13 protein-coding genes, 1 tRNA gene and 1 riboswitch are annotated in these 15932 nt (G+C 47.5%); of the genes, 12 read left to right on the plus strand and 2 right to left on the minus strand.

The genetic code is table 11. From position 1 onward, the window contains the following. Nucleotides 1-138: 138 nt before the first annotated feature. From NSQ37_RS09960 to thiC, 4 genes are all read left to right on the plus strand, one after another. Nucleotides 139-220, plus strand: a tRNA-Leu gene (locus tag NSQ37_RS09960). A gap of 146 nt (nt 221-366) precedes the next feature. Continuing rightward, on the plus strand, nt 367-1938 hold the full coding sequence (locus NSQ37_RS09965) for a Na+/H+ antiporter NhaC family protein (RefSeq protein WP_341123667.1): 1572 nt from the start codon (nt 367-369) through the stop codon (nt 1936-1938). 85 nt (nt 1939-2023) lie between these two features. Beyond that, entirely contained in the window at nt 2024-2722 is a 699-nt protein-coding gene (locus NSQ37_RS09970) for a Type 1 glutamine amidotransferase-like domain-containing protein (protein WP_326365217.1), read from the plus strand. A 49-nt stretch (nt 2723-2771) separates the two neighbouring features. Beyond that, nucleotides 2772-2882: riboswitch (TPP riboswitch) on the plus strand. Nucleotides 2883-3003: 121 nt separating this feature from the next. Then, the gene (gene thiC / locus NSQ37_RS09975; RefSeq protein ID WP_042634986.1) at nt 3004-4776 is read left to right on the plus strand and encodes a phosphomethylpyrimidine synthase ThiC; all 1773 of its coding nucleotides are present in this window, start codon (nt 3004-3006) and stop codon (nt 4774-4776) included. 40 nt (nt 4777-4816) lie between these two features. Here thiC and NSQ37_RS09980 read toward each other — a convergent pair whose 3' ends face one another. After that, the gene (locus NSQ37_RS09980; protein ID WP_326365236.1) at nt 4817-6172 is read right to left on the minus strand and encodes an FAD-binding oxidoreductase; all 1356 of its coding nucleotides are present in this window, start codon (nt 6170-6172) and stop codon (nt 4817-4819) included. 259 nt (nt 6173-6431) lie between these two features. Between NSQ37_RS09980 and NSQ37_RS09985 the strand changes: the two genes are divergently transcribed. The 6 genes from NSQ37_RS09985 (at nt 6432) to NSQ37_RS10010 (ending at nt 12219) form a co-directional block, all read left to right on the plus strand. After that, nucleotides 6432-6611, plus strand: coding sequence for an FbpB family small basic protein (locus tag NSQ37_RS09985; protein ID WP_015417079.1), 180 nt, complete (start codon nt 6432-6434; stop codon nt 6609-6611). A 2-nt stretch (nt 6612-6613) separates the two neighbouring features. Further along, entirely contained in the window at nt 6614-8335 is a 1722-nt protein-coding gene (locus tag NSQ37_RS09990; RefSeq protein ID WP_341123668.1) for an ABC transporter substrate-binding protein, read from the plus strand. Nucleotides 8336-8403: 68 nt separating this feature from the next. Beyond that, nucleotides 8404-9360 carry an ABC transporter permease gene (locus NSQ37_RS09995; protein ID WP_007408412.1) on the plus strand — a complete coding sequence of 319 codons (957 nt, stop codon included), beginning with the start codon at nt 8404-8406 and terminating at the stop codon, nt 9358-9360. A 12-nt stretch (nt 9361-9372) separates the two neighbouring features. After that, a complete protein-coding gene (opp4C, locus tag NSQ37_RS10000; RefSeq protein ID WP_032868248.1) occupies nt 9373-10278 on the plus strand; it encodes an oligopeptide ABC transporter permease in 906 nt (301 codons plus the stop codon). Next, nucleotides 10275-11261: an ABC transporter ATP-binding protein gene (locus tag NSQ37_RS10005; protein WP_020955542.1), complete on the plus strand. Its 987-nt coding sequence runs from the start codon at nt 10275-10277 to the stop codon at nt 11259-11261. The genes opp4C and NSQ37_RS10005 overlap by 4 nt, the downstream gene beginning before the upstream one ends. Beyond that, complete coding sequence (locus tag NSQ37_RS10010) at nt 11254-12219, plus strand: ABC transporter ATP-binding protein (RefSeq protein WP_020955543.1); 966 nt, start codon at nt 11254-11256, stop codon at nt 12217-12219. Before NSQ37_RS10005 ends, NSQ37_RS10010 begins: the two co-directional genes overlap by 8 nt. Nucleotides 12220-12290: 71 nt before the next feature. Here NSQ37_RS10010 and katA read toward each other — a convergent pair whose 3' ends face one another. After that, the gene (gene katA, locus NSQ37_RS10015; RefSeq protein WP_003155420.1) at nt 12291-13736 is read right to left on the minus strand and encodes a catalase KatA; all 1446 of its coding nucleotides are present in this window, start codon (nt 13734-13736) and stop codon (nt 12291-12293) included. 256 nt (nt 13737-13992) lie between these two features. Between katA and NSQ37_RS10020 the strand changes: the two genes are divergently transcribed. Further along, nucleotides 13993-14928, plus strand: a complete 936-nt coding sequence (locus NSQ37_RS10020) for an amidohydrolase family protein (protein WP_163113829.1) — start codon at nt 13993-13995, stop codon at nt 14926-14928. Between the two features lie 222 nt (nt 14929-15150). Beyond that, nucleotides 15151-15918: an ABC transporter ATP-binding protein gene (locus tag NSQ37_RS10025; RefSeq protein WP_020955545.1), complete on the plus strand. Its 768-nt coding sequence runs from the start codon at nt 15151-15153 to the stop codon at nt 15916-15918. Nucleotides 15919-15932: the final 14 nt, after the last annotated feature.

A 15932-nucleotide genomic window follows, 5' to 3' on the forward strand; every position in this document is an offset into this window, starting at 1 on the left:
CATAATGACTATCAATATAAGTTTCTTGCTTGTATCGTATATACTGCATTACCATTTAAAAAACTTTGCTAAAACCGTTGACGTTTTATGAAATACATGTTATATTTATATACGTCGGTTGAACACGACGCATTACATGCCGGTGTGGCGGAATTGGCAGACGCGCACGACTCAAAATCGTGTTCCTTCTGGAGTGCCGGTTCGACCCCGGCCACCGGTATACAAAGGCTTCTACAATATGTAGAAGCCTTTTTTGTTGTGTGAAAATATCCTCCAAGGCTTGTGAAAACATGATACGCGAGCAATTGTATAAATCCGCTTTTTTCAAAGATACTAACAAGAAGTTCTTTGAAAGAGGTGTTTTTTATGGAAGGGACTTGGGCTTGTCTTATCCCATTTATTCTGGTCATTCCCATTTCAATCATTACAAAGCAAGTGCAGTCCGGTCTGTTTGTCGGTTTGCTGGTCGGAAGCTATCTTTTGCATCCCAGCTTGCTTGGCGGGATTGAGCATATGGTTCAATATGTAATCAGCAACATTGTCGTCACCAATAATATTAGAATCATTGTGTTTCTATATTCATTTGCCGGCCTTGTAGGGATTATAAAGCTGACCGGCGGGATAAAAGGATTCGTCCATTTGATCAGTAAAAAAGTTAAAACCAAAAAAGGTGCGATGCTGCTTGCATGGCTGTCGACATTTGGCACGTTCAGTGAACCGGACTTTCGCATCGTCACAATTGCACCGATCATGAAAGCTTTAAGCAAGCGTCTGGACCTGTCGAAACAGAAAATTGCGTATGCCATTGAGTTTACGGCAAACCCTGTCATTGCCTTGATTCCGATAGCAACGGCATTTGTCGGCTACATGGTTTCCATTATCGGACAGGCCCTCAAAACGTCAGGAATAGATCAGCCGGCTTACACGGTGTATGTGAAAAGTATTCCCTTCAATTTTTTCTCCATTGTGATTATAGTAGTCGGAATTTATTACTGCTTTTTTAAGAAACAAAAAGCGGACGAAAGCTTAGAAAAAACAGAAAAGAGCGGACAAACTTCTGCTCGCAAACATAACAAAAATACGGAACCGATTCCGCGGAACAGGGGTGTGTTGCTTTCAAAAGGATCAGGTTCATTCAACATGGAAACAGGGACGATCTCAGATATTCACGGTGGACATACGGGAATGTTCGAAAGTGATGAGCATACTGACCAGCAGGAGGAGCTGGATTCGGCGCACCGTGCTTATATTAACGAAACACCGATTCGGCCTTGGAATTTAATCATTCCGATCGGGCTGTTTTTGCTATTAACACTCTTTCTCAGCTGGTGGGACGGCCATTCAAAAGCACAAGGGTTTTTGAATGCTTTTATCAAAAGCGATATGCTTGGCGTCATGTTAACCGCATTATTGGCAGCAGTTATTGCAGCATTTGCTCTTTTTATGTTTCAGCGTTTTCATGCAGGCGAGCTTGTTACCCATTTTATTAAGGGCGGAAACGAATTGGTCAACGTTATTATTATGTTATCGCTGATTTGGGCAGTAACAGCAGTATCTGAAGATCTGGGATTCTCGGAATATGTTACTTCTCATTTAACGTCATGGATCCCTCATATGTTTATTGCGCCGTCTCTTTTTATACTGGGGGCTGTTATATCCTATTTTATCGGGTCATCCTGGGGGACTTGGGGGCTTTTAATGCCGCTCGGCGTAACGCTGGCAGTTCAGTCACATACCAGCTTATTATTAGCGATCGGGGCCGTGTTTGCGAGCGGAACATTTGGAGCGTTTGCTTCTCCTCTCAGTGATAATACGGTGACAACTTGTACGGTGTTGGGGATCGATGTTGTGAAGTATGCCCGTTCGAAGCTTGTTCCGGCGCTTATCGCCGCGGGGATCTCCGTTTTGTTATACGGTGCGTTTTCATTTTTCAGATAACAAATACTTTTTAAAGGCGGTATCCGAAATTGGGATAACGCCTTTTTATGAGCTGTTATACTAGAGGAAAAAAGAGGTGATGACATTGAAGCAGATTATTGCAATGGGCGGCGGGGGCTTTTCCATGGAGCCGGATCATCTTGTGCTGGATCAGTATATTTTAGAGCAGTCGGCGCGGTCAAAGCCGAAAATTTGTTTTTTGCCGACGGCAAGCGGAGATTCGGAGAATTATATCGGCAGGTTTTATCAGGCCTTTCAAAAGCTGCGGTGTGAGCCGGATCACTTGTCGCTGTTTAAACCGCCGGGTTCTGATCTCAGATCCTTTCTCATGAAGAAAGATATTATATATGTCGGCGGCGGAAATACGCGCAATATGCTTGTCTTATGGAAAGAGTGGGGGCTTGACCTTATTCTTCGTGAGGCTTGGGAAAACGGCATCATGTTGGCTGGTCTCAGCGCCGGGGCGATTTGCTGGTATGAAGAAGGGTTGACGGATTCAGCTGGAGATTTGAGAGAGTTAAGAGCTTTAGGATTTTTGCCGGGCAGCTTTTGTCCGCACTATGACGGAGAAGCGGAGCGCCGGCCGGTGTATCACCGTCTGATTTCAGAAAAGAAACTCAGGGAGGGCTATGCCGCTGATGACGGCGCTGCGCTTCATTATAAAGACGGTCAGCTGTTCCAGGCTGTCTCTTCCCGGGAAACCGCAAAGGGTTATCGGGTTTTTAATACCGAAGAAGGCGTTCGGGAAACAGAGCTTATGACCGTACCGTTATCTGAATTTTGATAATATGCTTTTTTTTGTACACAACTTATGTTACGATGAGAGCGAAATCAATAGTTACTGGGGGTGCCCGTCTGAGCGGGCTGAGAGAGAAGCGGCGGCTTCTTAACCCTTTGGACCTGATCTGGTTCGTACCAGCGTGGGGAAGTAAAGGTTTTATTATTGTTGATGAAAACAATAATAGTTTCTTTCTGACTGCAAAACCGGGTTCTTCTTTGAATCCGGTTTTTTTGTGCTGGTGCTGAGCTTGGTTCTGTTATTCAAATGATAAAGGAGAGATTTGTATGCAAAATCAATCAGTACAGCAAGCGAACATTTCCATTATGTCGAGTTTTTCCGGCAGTAAAAAGGTTTATGCAGAAGGTTCTTCGCCCGATATACGAGTGCCGATGCGGGAAATCAGCCTGAGTGCGACTACGGGGGCATTCGGGGAAGAGGAGAATGCGCCGGTCCGTGTTTATGATACGAGCGGGCCGTATACAGACCCGGATGTACAGATTGATATTCATGAAGGGCTGGGGGCGCTCCGCACAAAGTGGATTACCGGGCGCGGAGATGTAGAAGAATATAACGGCCGGACCGTGAGACCTGAAGACAACGGTTATAAAAAAGAGGGCCGTGCCGCTGAATACCCCGGCCTACAGCGGAAACCGCTTCGGGCCAAGCCGGGGAAAAATGTAACACAATTGCATTATGCGAGAAAAGGCATCATTACGCCTGAAATGGAGTTTATCGCAATACGTGAGCATGTGTCTCCCGAATTTGTCAGAGACGAGGTAGCCAGCGGCCGGGCGATTATTCCTTCTAACGTCAACCACCCGGAAAGCGAGCCGATGATTATCGGCCGGAATTTTCATGTGAAAATTAATGCCAATATCGGCAACTCGGCTGTTACATCTTCTATCGAAGAAGAAGTCGAAAAAATGACGTGGGCGATTCGCTGGGGCGCCGATACGATGATGGACTTATCCACGGGAAAAGACATTCATACGACGCGTGAATGGATTATCCGCAACTGTCCCGTGCCTGTGGGGACGGTGCCGATTTATCAGGCGCTTGAAAAAGTAAATGGCATTGCCGAGGATTTAACGTGGGACATTTATCGTGACACATTGATTGAGCAGGCGGAGCAGGGCGTGGATTATTTCACCATCCATGCCGGCGTACTGCTTCGTTACGTCCCGTTAACGGCTAAACGCACGACGGGAATCGTATCCCGCGGGGGGGCGATTATGGCGCAATGGTGCCTGGCTCATCATCAGGAAAGCTTTCTGTACACGCATTTTGAAGAAATTTGTGAAATCATGAAGACCTATGATATCGCTTTTTCTCTTGGTGACGGGCTTCGCCCCGGTTCGATTGCGGATGCCAATGATGAAGCGCAGTTTGCGGAATTGGAGACTCTCGGAGAATTGACGGAGATTGCGTGGAAGCACGATGTGCAAGTGATGATCGAAGGACCGGGTCATGTGCCGATGCATAAAATTAAGGAAAACATGGACAAGCAGCTGGAAATTTGTAAAGAGGCGCCTTTTTACACGCTCGGGCCATTAACGACGGATATCGCTCCGGGTTATGACCACATTACTTCAGCAATCGGCGCGGCGATGATCGGCTGGTACGGGACGGCGATGCTTTGCTATGTCACGCCGAAGGAGCATTTGGGGCTGCCGAATCGTGATGATGTAAGAGAAGGTGTCATCACGTACAAAATCGCGGCACATGCCGCAGACCTTGCTAAAGGGCATCCGGGTGCACAGATCCGTGACGATGCTCTGTCTAAGGCGCGGTTTGAATTCCGGTGGCGTGATCAATTTCATTTGTCGCTTGATCCTGAAAGAGCAATGGAATATCATGATGAAACGCTGCCGGCTGAAGGCGCAAAAACGGCTCACTTCTGTTCGATGTGCGGTCCGAAGTTCTGCAGTATGAGAATTTCTCAGGATATTCGTGATTATGCGAAGGAAAACGGACTTACTGAAGACGAGGCCGTCAACGAAGGACTGAAAGAAAAAGCAAAAGAGTTTGCAGAGAAGGGAAGCCGCTTATATCAATAAAAGAAAAGATGAAGATGGAGTTTGCCCATCTTCATCTTTTTTAGAAAAACGGTGAACGGCGAAGCGGCGGAATGCTCTGTTCAAAGCGGAATATATTTTCCGGATCGTATTTCGTTTTGACTTGACGGAGGCGGTGAACATTTTCTCCGTAATACGTTTGCAGCCAGTTTCTGATTTCTCTATCAGGCCAATTCACGTAATCTCCCATCGTTTCTCTTGATAGGGACGTTCTCAGTCCTTCGATCCAGCGGACATTTTGTCTTTCTTCTTCAGCAGATGTCCAAGTTGTAATATATTCTTGGGCAATGATTGCGTTGCGATAGTAGAATGCCGTTTGGTCCGGAGCGATCCGTCCGGCCGCCCCGCCGAGAGATTGCTGCCACACACTGGCGTTTTCGTTCGGAGCGTGCTCTAAATAGCGCTTTAAAGTGGAAATTGCGCGTGTTGATAATGGTTTTTCAATAAAGGATCCTGACCGCTTCATCTTTTGCGGCTGATTGCCTCCCGGGCTGTTAAAAAAGGCTGCCGCTTTAATAAATGGCACTGTCTTGACCATGCCGCTTGCCGGTTTTCCCGCTTTCATTAACGGAGCCAGCAGTTCTTTCAGCTCATCCTTTGTCCCGGTAAATTGACCGAGCGCTTCTATGCGGTTTACTTCCTTAGGCCAAAACTGAATTGATGAGGTAAGCCGGTTGTCTGTAAATGGAGCCCAGCGCTGCCATGTGTTAAATACTTCCTCAAAATCATCCCAGCCCCAAGTGACAGAAAAAACAGACACGCACGAGATCGGCACGGCTTTAAACATCATGGATGTGACAATGCCGAAGTTGCCTCCCCCTCCTCCCTGAGACGCCCAAAATAGATCAGAGTGCTTTGAACGGTTGACTGTGATCAAGTCAGCACCCGCTTTTTGGTCCGCTATGATCATTTCGAGCTGGAGGAGACGATCGCAAGTAAGTCCGGCTGTCCTTGTTAAATATCCGATTCCTCCCCCGAGCGTCAGCCCCGTGATTCCCACATTCGCAATGGTTCCCGCAGGAAGGGTCAAGCCGTACCGCCAGAGTGTCCGGTAGACTTCCCCCAATTCGGCTCCCGCTTCAATCGAGACCAGCCGCTTATCCTCATTTACTCTTATTTTCTTCATTTCACTGAGATCAATGACTAGTCCGTCATTTAACAGGGAAAAATTTTCGTAGCTGTGTCTTCCGCCTCTGATACGGAAAGGCACATTGTTCTCACGCGCCCATCTCAGCGCATTGAGGGCGTCATGTTTGTTTTGACAAAACACAATGATGTCTGGATATCTTTGCAGGCTTAAATTGATATTGGTTCTTGCAGCATTATAGTCCGGGTCATCTTTTTTGACGATGCGGCCGGTCAATGTTGTCTTTTCCACATTCTCACTCACTTTCACTTGTACTCTGCTATGTTTTCTAGCATATGCGGAAAAATGAGAGAGTGTATGAGGAAAACCCCCGGAAGGAAACGATATTTTAAATTATAGTTGACAGGTAGGGATTGTATGAATTAACATAATCATTACATATTTCCAAACGATGGCTGATCGGATCACCGAAGGCTCTTATCTTTTAAACAGATAAGGGCCTTTTTTGCGTGAAAGTCATTGAATGAAATGAAAAGCGGAGGGATGAAAAGTGGCGTTAAAAAAGGTATCACATGTGCGCAAAAAGAGCAAAAAACGAAAAAAGTACAGAAAATACACATTGAATTTCGAACTGCTTGTAGAGAAAAACAAACGGGAGATTATGAGAAATGAGGAACAGATGGAGCAGATTTATATAAAGATAGATGAAAAGCATGCGGGGGTTCGATAAAGATGAAGGAGAGAAAATGGGGGATAAAAACAACGGTACTCGCGCTGTCGGTATCCATCATGTTATCAGGGTGCGCGTTAGGGAGCGCCGGGGAAGAACCGTCATCTGCGGCGGATAAAAAGGAAGAAACACGTATTGCCCATGTCAAGACAAAGGAATTTAAAGCTTCTCATCCGGCGGCCATTCCCGCTAAATCGAAAGCCAGAACTGACACTTTTGTTGCTGGGATTTCCGCGCCGGGCGGTGTGTTTCTGCCGTACTTTTACGAAAACGGCTGGGACGGAAATGCGACAGATCCTATTTTTGAACCGTTAGTCAAACTGGATAAAACGGGGAAGCCTGCCCCGGCTCTTGCGGAAAGCTGGAAAATTTCCAAAGATCAGCTTACATACACGTTCCGTTTAAGAAAAAATCTCGTTTTCAGCGACGGTTCACCGCTGACCGCAAAGGATGCCGCATTCACTTTAACACTGCTGCATGATCCTGCCTACGCGGGCTATGAAGATATCACCACGGCCTATATTAAAGGCGGTAAGGCTTACAAAGAAGGAAAGGCAAAGACGATAGAGGGCATTTGCGTCCTTGATGACAGAACCATTCAAATCACGACTGAGAAAGTCAGTGCGAAGTCGCTGCTTTTTTTAGGCGGGCAGGTGCTGTCAGAAGCCTACTACGGGAAGAAATATCAATTCGGCAAACTGGACTATTTAAAAGAGCTTTATGCCAAACCGCTCGGAGCGGGACCTTATCAATTTACAGAATATCTTCCGGGACAGGAAATACGCTATCAGGCTAATGAACACTATTATGCAGGAAAACCGAAAACGGAAAAGCTCATTTATAAAATTATCGATCCGTCAACTTCCCTTCAGCTGTTTGAAACGGGTGACCTTGATTACGCTTCTTTCTCACCTGATGATGATACGGTTCAGCATTTAAAAAGTCTCGGTTTTGCCAATATAAGCGTATCTGTCGTGAATGATTACGGGCTTGTGTACGTCAATCACAAGCGTCCGCCTTTTCGAGATAAGAAAGTGTCCCAGGCGCTTATTTACGGACTTGACCGTCAAAAAATCGTCGATGTCCGCTTTAAACGCTACGGAGAAGTCGCGAATGTGCCGGTGTCTCCGGTTTCGTGGGCTTATGATGACAAAGATGTCAATCGGTACGCGTTTAACCCTGAAAAAGCCAAAAAGCTTCTCGATGAAGCAGGCTGGAAAACGGGCAAAGACGGTGTACGTGAAAAAAACGGCAAAAAGCTTGAAATCAGCTATTACACGTCTAAAGCGGATGATGATTTCATCCCGATCTCGAAAGAAAATTACGCGGATATCGGAATCTCATTAAAACCGGAAGTGATGGATTTTAATACAGAAGTAGCGAAAATAAATGACAAACAATATGACCTTGCCGCCGTTTCCACCTCGCAGATTCTTGATCCGAATGACACGGTGGAAAAGCTGGCTTCCGGCCATCCCAATAATGTAACGGGATATTCCAATCCGAAAGCGGACCGGCTGATAGAGAAAGGAGCCGGCACGCTTGATATCAGCAAAAGAAAAGAGATTTATCACCAGCTGTACCGGGAGCTCGGGGAAAACCCGCCTTACATTCTGATTCATTACCGTCAGAGCGCAAGGGCGGTCAGCGGAAAAATAAAAGGGCTTGAGCCTGACAATTATTCTGGAATCAGTTCAAGTCTCTCAAATGTCTCAATTCAATAGAACGGTTGGGCAAAATACCCGGTGCATCCCGGGGATTTTGCCCTTTCAGCGGAAAGGAGGGGCTTTTTGTGAAACGGTATGCCGCAGAACGATTCATTCAAATGCTTGTGATCTTATTTGGTACGTCCTTTATTATTTTTTTCTTATTCGCCATGCTGCCGGGCGACTATATTGATTCCAATGTAAACCTGACTCCTGAAAGAGCGCAGGAGTTAAAAGCGCTTTACGGGCTGGATCAGCCGATTTGGCAGCGCTATGTGACGTGGCTCGGAAATGTGCTCAGCGGAGATTTTGGGTTTTCTTTAAAATATCAGGAGAACGTCCTGTCACTGCTTCGGAAATATGTCTGGAATTCGTTTTTTGTCGCGTTTTTGGCGTTGCTTGTCACATGGTCAGCCGCGATGATAACGGGTGTCATATCCGCTGTCAGGAAATACTCATGGTTTGACGGGATCGTGACGTTTCTTGTTTTTGCTTCCATGGCGTTCCCGTCTTTTTTTATCAGCCTTCTGTTTATTAAGTGGTTTGGGGTGGATTTGAAAATATTGCCCGTCGGCGGGATGATTGATACCGGAAGCACGAGTACAGGTTTTTCGTACGTGCTTGAAGCCGCCAGACATATGATTCTTCCGGTCGTGATTTTATCTATGCTCGGCATCGGCTCGCTGACAAGGTATTTCCGCTCCGGCATGCTGGACGTGATCAGACAGGATTATATCAGAACGGCGAGAGCGAAAGGATTGAAAGAGCGCACCGTCATCTGGAAACATGCGTTGAAAAACGCGCTCATTCCGGCCATCACCCTGCTTGCTTTTGAACTGCCGGGACTGTTTTCCGGAGCCATCATTATTGAACAGATTTTCGGTTGGCCGGGTGTCGGCCGTATTCAGCTTGAATCTGTGCATTATCGTGATTATCCGGTTTTGATGGCGTTTACATTGTTTTTGTCTTGTTTAACGATTGTGGGGAACTTCTTGGCGGATATCGCTTATGCCGCGGTTGATCCGCGGGTCAGGCTGAAATAGGGGGTGTTCGAAATGAAAAAACAAAAAGGGGTGCCGCCTTCTCTTTGGAAGCAGACGTACCGCCGCCTGCTGCATCATAAGCTGACGGTCATCAGTCTTCTTTTCTTATGTTTTATGTTTTTATTGTGCTTTATCGGGCCGTCTTTTTCTCCGTACATAACAGATCGGACGGATATTTCAAATGCCAATCAGCAGCCGGGAATCCATCATTGGCTGGGAACCGACCAGTACGGGAGAGATGTGCTGACGAGGCTGATGCTGGCTGGACAGATTTCTCTGACCGTGGGGCTTGCTTCAATGGTGCTGTCGCTTGTCATCGGTTCTTTACTCGGGGCTGCGGCCGGATTTTATCGGGGAGCCGCTGATATGATCATTATGCGTATTGCTGATATGCTCATGTCCATCCCGGGCCTGCCGCTGCTTTTGATTTTGGCTGCGGTGATGTCGGAGTGGAAAGTGCCTTCTGAATACAGAATGTACTTGATTATGATGATGTTAAGTCTGATCGGATGGCCCGGTCTGGCGCGGCTTGTACGCGGACAGATTTTGTCGCTGAAGGAGCAGCCGTTTATGATGGCCGCGGAAGTTTTGGGGCTTAGTGATAAACGGAAAATCCTCTATCATTTGCTTCCCAATACATTGCCGTTATTACTGGTAGCGGCGACTTTGCATGTGGCGGGAGCGATGCTGAGTGAATCGGCGCTGAGTTTTCTCGGGCTTGGCGTTGCTCCGCCGACACCTTCTTGGGGAAACATGATGGAAGCGGCGAATCATTTTATGGATTTTACACTCCGTCCGTGGCTGTGGATTCCGCCGGGAACGGCCATTTTTCTGACCGTTGTGGCGATTCATCTGCTTGGAGACGGTTTAAGAGACGCTTTTGATCCTAAGGTAAAACGGCAGGTGAAAATGAAATGAAAAAACCGCTTTTAGAAGTGATGCATTTGGAAACGGCTTTTTATACAGAGGAGGGGGCGGTAAAGGCCGTGGACGATGTCAGCTTTACGATACATGAGGAGGAAACGGTTTGTATTGTAGGGGAGTCCGGCTGCGGGAAAAGCATGGCGTCATTGTCCATTATGCAGCTTATTCCCGAGACGGGGAGAATCGAACGGGGAGCGGTGCATTTTTCCGGACGGAACCTGTTGGAATTGAAACCAAAAGACATGCAGAAAATCCGCGGCAGCGAAATCGGGATGATATTTCAGGAACCGATGACATCTTTGAATCCGGTGTTTACAATCGGTGAGCAGCTGGCCGAACCGATTCGCGAACATTTATTGCTGAGTAAGAAAGAAGCATGGCGGAGGGCCGTTGAACTGATCACGTTAGTGGAGATCCCGCATGCCGAGCAGGTTATGCACCAATATCCTCATGAACTGAGCGGCGGCATGCTGCAGCGCATCATGACGGCTGTCGCGCTAAGCTGCGAACCGAAACTGATCATTGCCGACGAGCCGACGACAGCGCTTGACGTAACCATTCAGGCGCAGATATTGGATTTATTGCGGGATATGAAAAAGCAATTTCGCATGTCTATTTTATTCATTACTCATGACCTTGGCGTAGTTGCTGAAATGGCTGATTATGTGATTGTCATGTATGCGGGAAAAATTGTGGAGGAAGGACCGGTTGCAAAGCTGTTTTCTGATCCGAAGCATCCGTATACGAAAGGGCTGCTCGCGGCCAAGCCGGTTATCGGTCAAAGAAGGGAGACGCTGTACACCATTCCGGGGCAGGTCCCCGAGCTTGCGGACCTGTCGGGATCGTCTTGTTATTTTGCGGAGCGATGTGAACACAGCATGGAAATATGCCGGAAATCGAGCCCGCATTTTACTGAATTCGGGAAGGGGCATCAGGCGGCGTGCTGGCTTTACAGAGAGGAGAAAGCAGATGAGTGATGTATTGCTGGAGGTCAAGGGGCTGAAAAAATATTACGAGGAGCATGGGGGGATGAGAAAGACCCGCAAAAATCCCGTAAAAGCAGTTGACGGTGTCAGTTTTACGATAGAAAAGGGAGAAGTGTTCGGCTTAGCGGGAGAATCGGGCAGCGGAAAGTCATCAATCGGCAAGACCATTTTGAGGCTTCATGAAAAAACAGCGGGAGAGGTGTTTTTTCAGGGGCGTGATGTGTTTCGGATGAGCCGGCGCGAGCTCAAAACTTTCAGATCAGAAGCGCAGCTCATCTTTCAAGATCCGTTCAGTTCTTTAAATCCCCGGCGCCGGATCGGAGAAGCCATCGGTGAAGCGATGATCGAGCATCAATTGGCGGTGAAGCGGAACGCGCGTGATAAAGCGGCGGAAGTTCTTGAAGCCTGCGGACTTTCCGCAAACTTTATCGACCGTTATCCGCATGAATTTTCCGGAGGGCAGCGGCAGCGGATCGTGATTGCAAGAGCGATGGCGCTCAAGCCGCAATTTATCATTATGGATGAACCCGTGGCGGCGTTAGATGTCTCCATCCAGGCGCAGATGATCAATTTGTTCAGCAGCCTTCAAAAACAGCACGGGCTGTCATATTTGTTCATTTCTCATGATTTAAGCGTGGTGGAGCACTTATGTACGAAGGTCGCCATTATGTATTTAGGGACGATTGTGGAATACGCGTCAAAGGAGGAGCTCTTTTCACGGCCGCTTCATCCTTATACGAAAGCGCTGTTATCAGCCGTGCCTGTTCCTGATCCCGGAGTGAAAAGGGAGCGGATAATTTTAAAGGGTGATATACCGAGCCCCTCTGATCCGCCTTCAGGCTGTAAATTCCGAACGAGATGCCCGGCAGCCAAGAAGATATGTGCTGAGAAAAGTCCGGCGCTGTCAGAAAAAGGGCTTCATCATTTTGCGGCATGCCACTTCGTATAATTGAGAAAAAAACGGTTTTATTGATAATAAACAGGAAAAACCTGCCGGGCAGACCGGCAGGTTTTTTGATGTTATTTTGGTGATGGCAGTCCGAGTCCTTCGGCAACGCGTCTGCCGTATTCAGGATCAGCTTTGTAGAAGTGGCCGATCTGGCGCAGCTTAATTTCTTCTTTTTCCACAGGTTTCATCGCACTGACGATATTGGCAACAAGGCGCGCGCGCTCTTCCTCACTCATCAGGCGGTACAGGTCGCCGGCTTGTGTGTAATGATCATGATGATTATAGCTTACACTGTCTGCGAAACCTGATACAGGATATGCCGCCTGTTTATCTTCAGGTGACTCTTTCGGGCCGCCGAAGCTGTTAGGCTCGTAATAGACGGAGCGGCCGCCGTTATCATCAAAACGCATTTGTCCGTCACGCTGATAGTTTTTCACTTCATTGCGGGAACGGTTGATCGGCAGCGCCTGATGGTTCGCGCCGACACGGTAGCGATGCGCGTCATGGTATGCGAACAACCGGCCTTGAAGCATTTTGTCAGGTGAGACGTCGACGCCGGGGACTAATGTGCCGGGAGAGAACGTCGCCTGTTCTACTTCCGCAAAGTAATTTTCCGGATTGCGGTTCAGAACCATGCGGCCGACTTCAATGAGCGGATAGTCTTTTTGAGACCATACTTTTGTGACGTCAAACGGATCAAAGCGATATGTGTTTGCGTCTTCTAACGGCATGATTTGAACATATAATTTCCATGCGGGGAAATCGCCGTTTTCAATCGCATTGAACAAATCTTCCGTATGGTAATCGGGATTTTCGCCCGCGATTTTTGCGGCTGTATTAACATCAAGGTTTTTCACGCCTTGCTCTGTTTTAAAGTGATATTTGATCCAGACGCCTTCGCCTTTATCATTTGTCCATTTAAATGTATGGCTTCCGAATCCGTGCATATGGCGAAGAGTCGCCGGAATGCCCCGGTCTGACATCAGAATGGTGACCTGGTGCAGGGATTCCGGTGACAGAGACCAGAAATCCCAAACGGCCGTCGGGTTTTTCAGATGTGTTCTCGGATCTCTTTTTTGTGTATGGATAAAGTCAGGGAACTTGATGGCATCGCGGATGAAGAACACGGGTGTATTGTTTCCGACGATGTCGTAGTTTCCTTCTTCTGTATAAAACTTAACGGCAAATCCGCGCGGGTCGCGCACTGTGTCACTAGAGCCCAGTTCGCCCGCAACGGTTGAGAAACGGATGAAGAGCGGCGTGCGTTTACCGACTTCTGACAGAAATGCGGCTTTCGTATATTTTGTAACGTCATTTGTGACTTCAAAATAACCGTGTGCGCCCGCGCCTTTTGCGTGAACGACACGCTCGGGAACGCGTTCTCTGTTAAAGTGCGCCAATTTCTCAAGCAGATGGACGTCTTGTATTAAAGCAGGACCGCGATCGCCGGCCGTCATTGAGTTTTGGTTATCTCCGACAGGAGCGCCCCAGCTGGTTGTCAATTTATTTGAACTCATATGATCACCTCTTTAGATTTATAAAAATATAATATCACCTATCATTAAAAAGTCAATATTATTTTATAATGATTATAAAATAATTATTTTTATTATCGAAAAAAGGGTTTGGATTTGAAAGCCTACTTGACTGACGGGAATAATGGGTTTAAGATGAGAAAAAATAGAAACCGCTGACTTGGACACAAGAGGCTCTTATTCTTCACTGGATAAGGGCCTTTTTTTATTGTCAGGCGGTAAGGGAGGCGGCGATTGTATGCTTTTCCGGCAGCATTTTAAACCTGTCGATATTCACGGTCATCTGCCGTACAGCCTTTATTTCGGCAAAAACGATAAGACATTTTCCGATTATAACCGGGAGCGGTCAGATAGAATGAATCTGACTTGGGATTTTCCTGATCCGCATGATGTTGAGGGCGATGACGGCGAAATCGCTTTGATGACAAGATGGGAGAATGAATTAGATAAGTACGGCATTGACGTGCTGAATTTTTTAACAGCAGAGAGCAATGACCGGATGGCGGCGTTTATTCAAGCCAATCCCGCGAGATTTACCGGATTTGCATATCATCCTTTGGAGCGGGAGGATGCGTATGAAGAGCTGAAAAGAGCGGTAGAAGAGCTCGGTCTGAAAGGATATAAACTGTTCGGGCCGCTGACAGACATCGATTTTCATGATCCGTCGCTGAAAAAGCTGTGGACGTATCTGGCTGACAAAAGACTGCCTGTATTAATTCACTTCGGACTTTTAGGGAGAGCGGGGGGCATTGTCAGCCATCGCAACATCAACCCGCTCTCCATCTATCGCGTCGCGAGAGAGTATGCTGATATACCGTTCATCATTCCGCATTTCGGCGCCGGATATTATCAGGAACTGCTGCAGCTGTGCTGGAGCTGCCCGAATGTGTATATTGACACGTCCGGCTCAAATCAGTGGATGAGGTGGATGCCGTACCCGATTGATTTGGAAATTCTGTTTCGAAAGACATCTGAATTAATCGGTGCTGAACGGATCATCTTCGGGACGGATTCGAACGGATTTCCGAGAGGATATGTATACAGATATCTTCAGGAGCAGGTGAGGACCTGCCGGGAAATCAATATGCGGGAAGAAGATATAGAGAACATTTTCGGCAACAACGCGCGGACATTATTGAAAATCGCCCGCCAAGAAAAGGAAGTAAATGCGTGATACAGCCGATGCGCTCTCTGGCAGGGGTATGCCGGAGGGCGTATTTTAATCCTTATAAAAAACAGTTGACAAGTCGGAATAATTTGAATTAACATGATATTCAAATTTAAAAACAAACGGGTTGCCGATCGGACCGCCGAAGGCTCCCATCTCTGCAAGCAATCGGAGATGGGGGCCTTTTTGTTTTTCGATCGCACGCGGCAGAAAGAGAGGGGAAGACAGATGGCTGTAACCATCAGCATACAAGAAAAAGCTTTTGAGCATGAAGGCCGGAAAACATCGGTGCTGAATGATATTGAGCTGTCAATTGCATCGGGAGAATTTTTGACTGTCATCGGGCCGAGCGGATGCGGCAAAAGCACGCTTTTAAAATTGATTGCCGGTCTTGATACCGATTATAAAGGCTCTGTCACAATAAACGGCCGCAATGTGTCGGGACCGGGGATCCGGCAGGGATTTATCTTTCAGGAGCACCGGCTGTTTCCCTGGCTGACGGTAAAACAAAACATCGCTGCCGATCTCAATATGAACGACCCGGCCGTTCGGAAAAAAGTGGATGATCTGATTGAGGTTGTCAGGCTGCAGGGAGCGGAGAACGCTTATCCGCGCGAATTATCCGGCGGCATGTCGCAGCGGGTTGCCATCGCCAGAGCCCTTTTGCGTGAGCCGGAGGTGCTGCTTTTAGATGAACCGTTCGGGGCGCTTGACGCTTTTACGAGAAAACATTTGCAGGATGTGCTGCTTGATATATGGCGCGAGAAAAAAACGACGATGATTCTGGTCACGCATGATATTGATGAATCCGTCTATTTAGGCGATAAGCTGGCGATCCTCAGGGCAAAGCCCGGCCGGCTGCACAGCCTGATGCCGATTCAGCTTCCGCATCCGCGCAATCGGACGTCAGCGGATTTTCAGGCCGTCCGGCAGAAGGTGCTTTCTGAATTTGAGAAAACGGAAGACCTCCGGTTTGCGGATGGGTCCGGAATATAGAAGGGACGAAGCGA

The organism is Bacillus sp. FSL P4-0334 (assembly GCF_038004825.1).
GTDB lineage: Bacteria > Bacillota > Bacilli > Bacillales > Bacillaceae > Bacillus > Bacillus velezensis.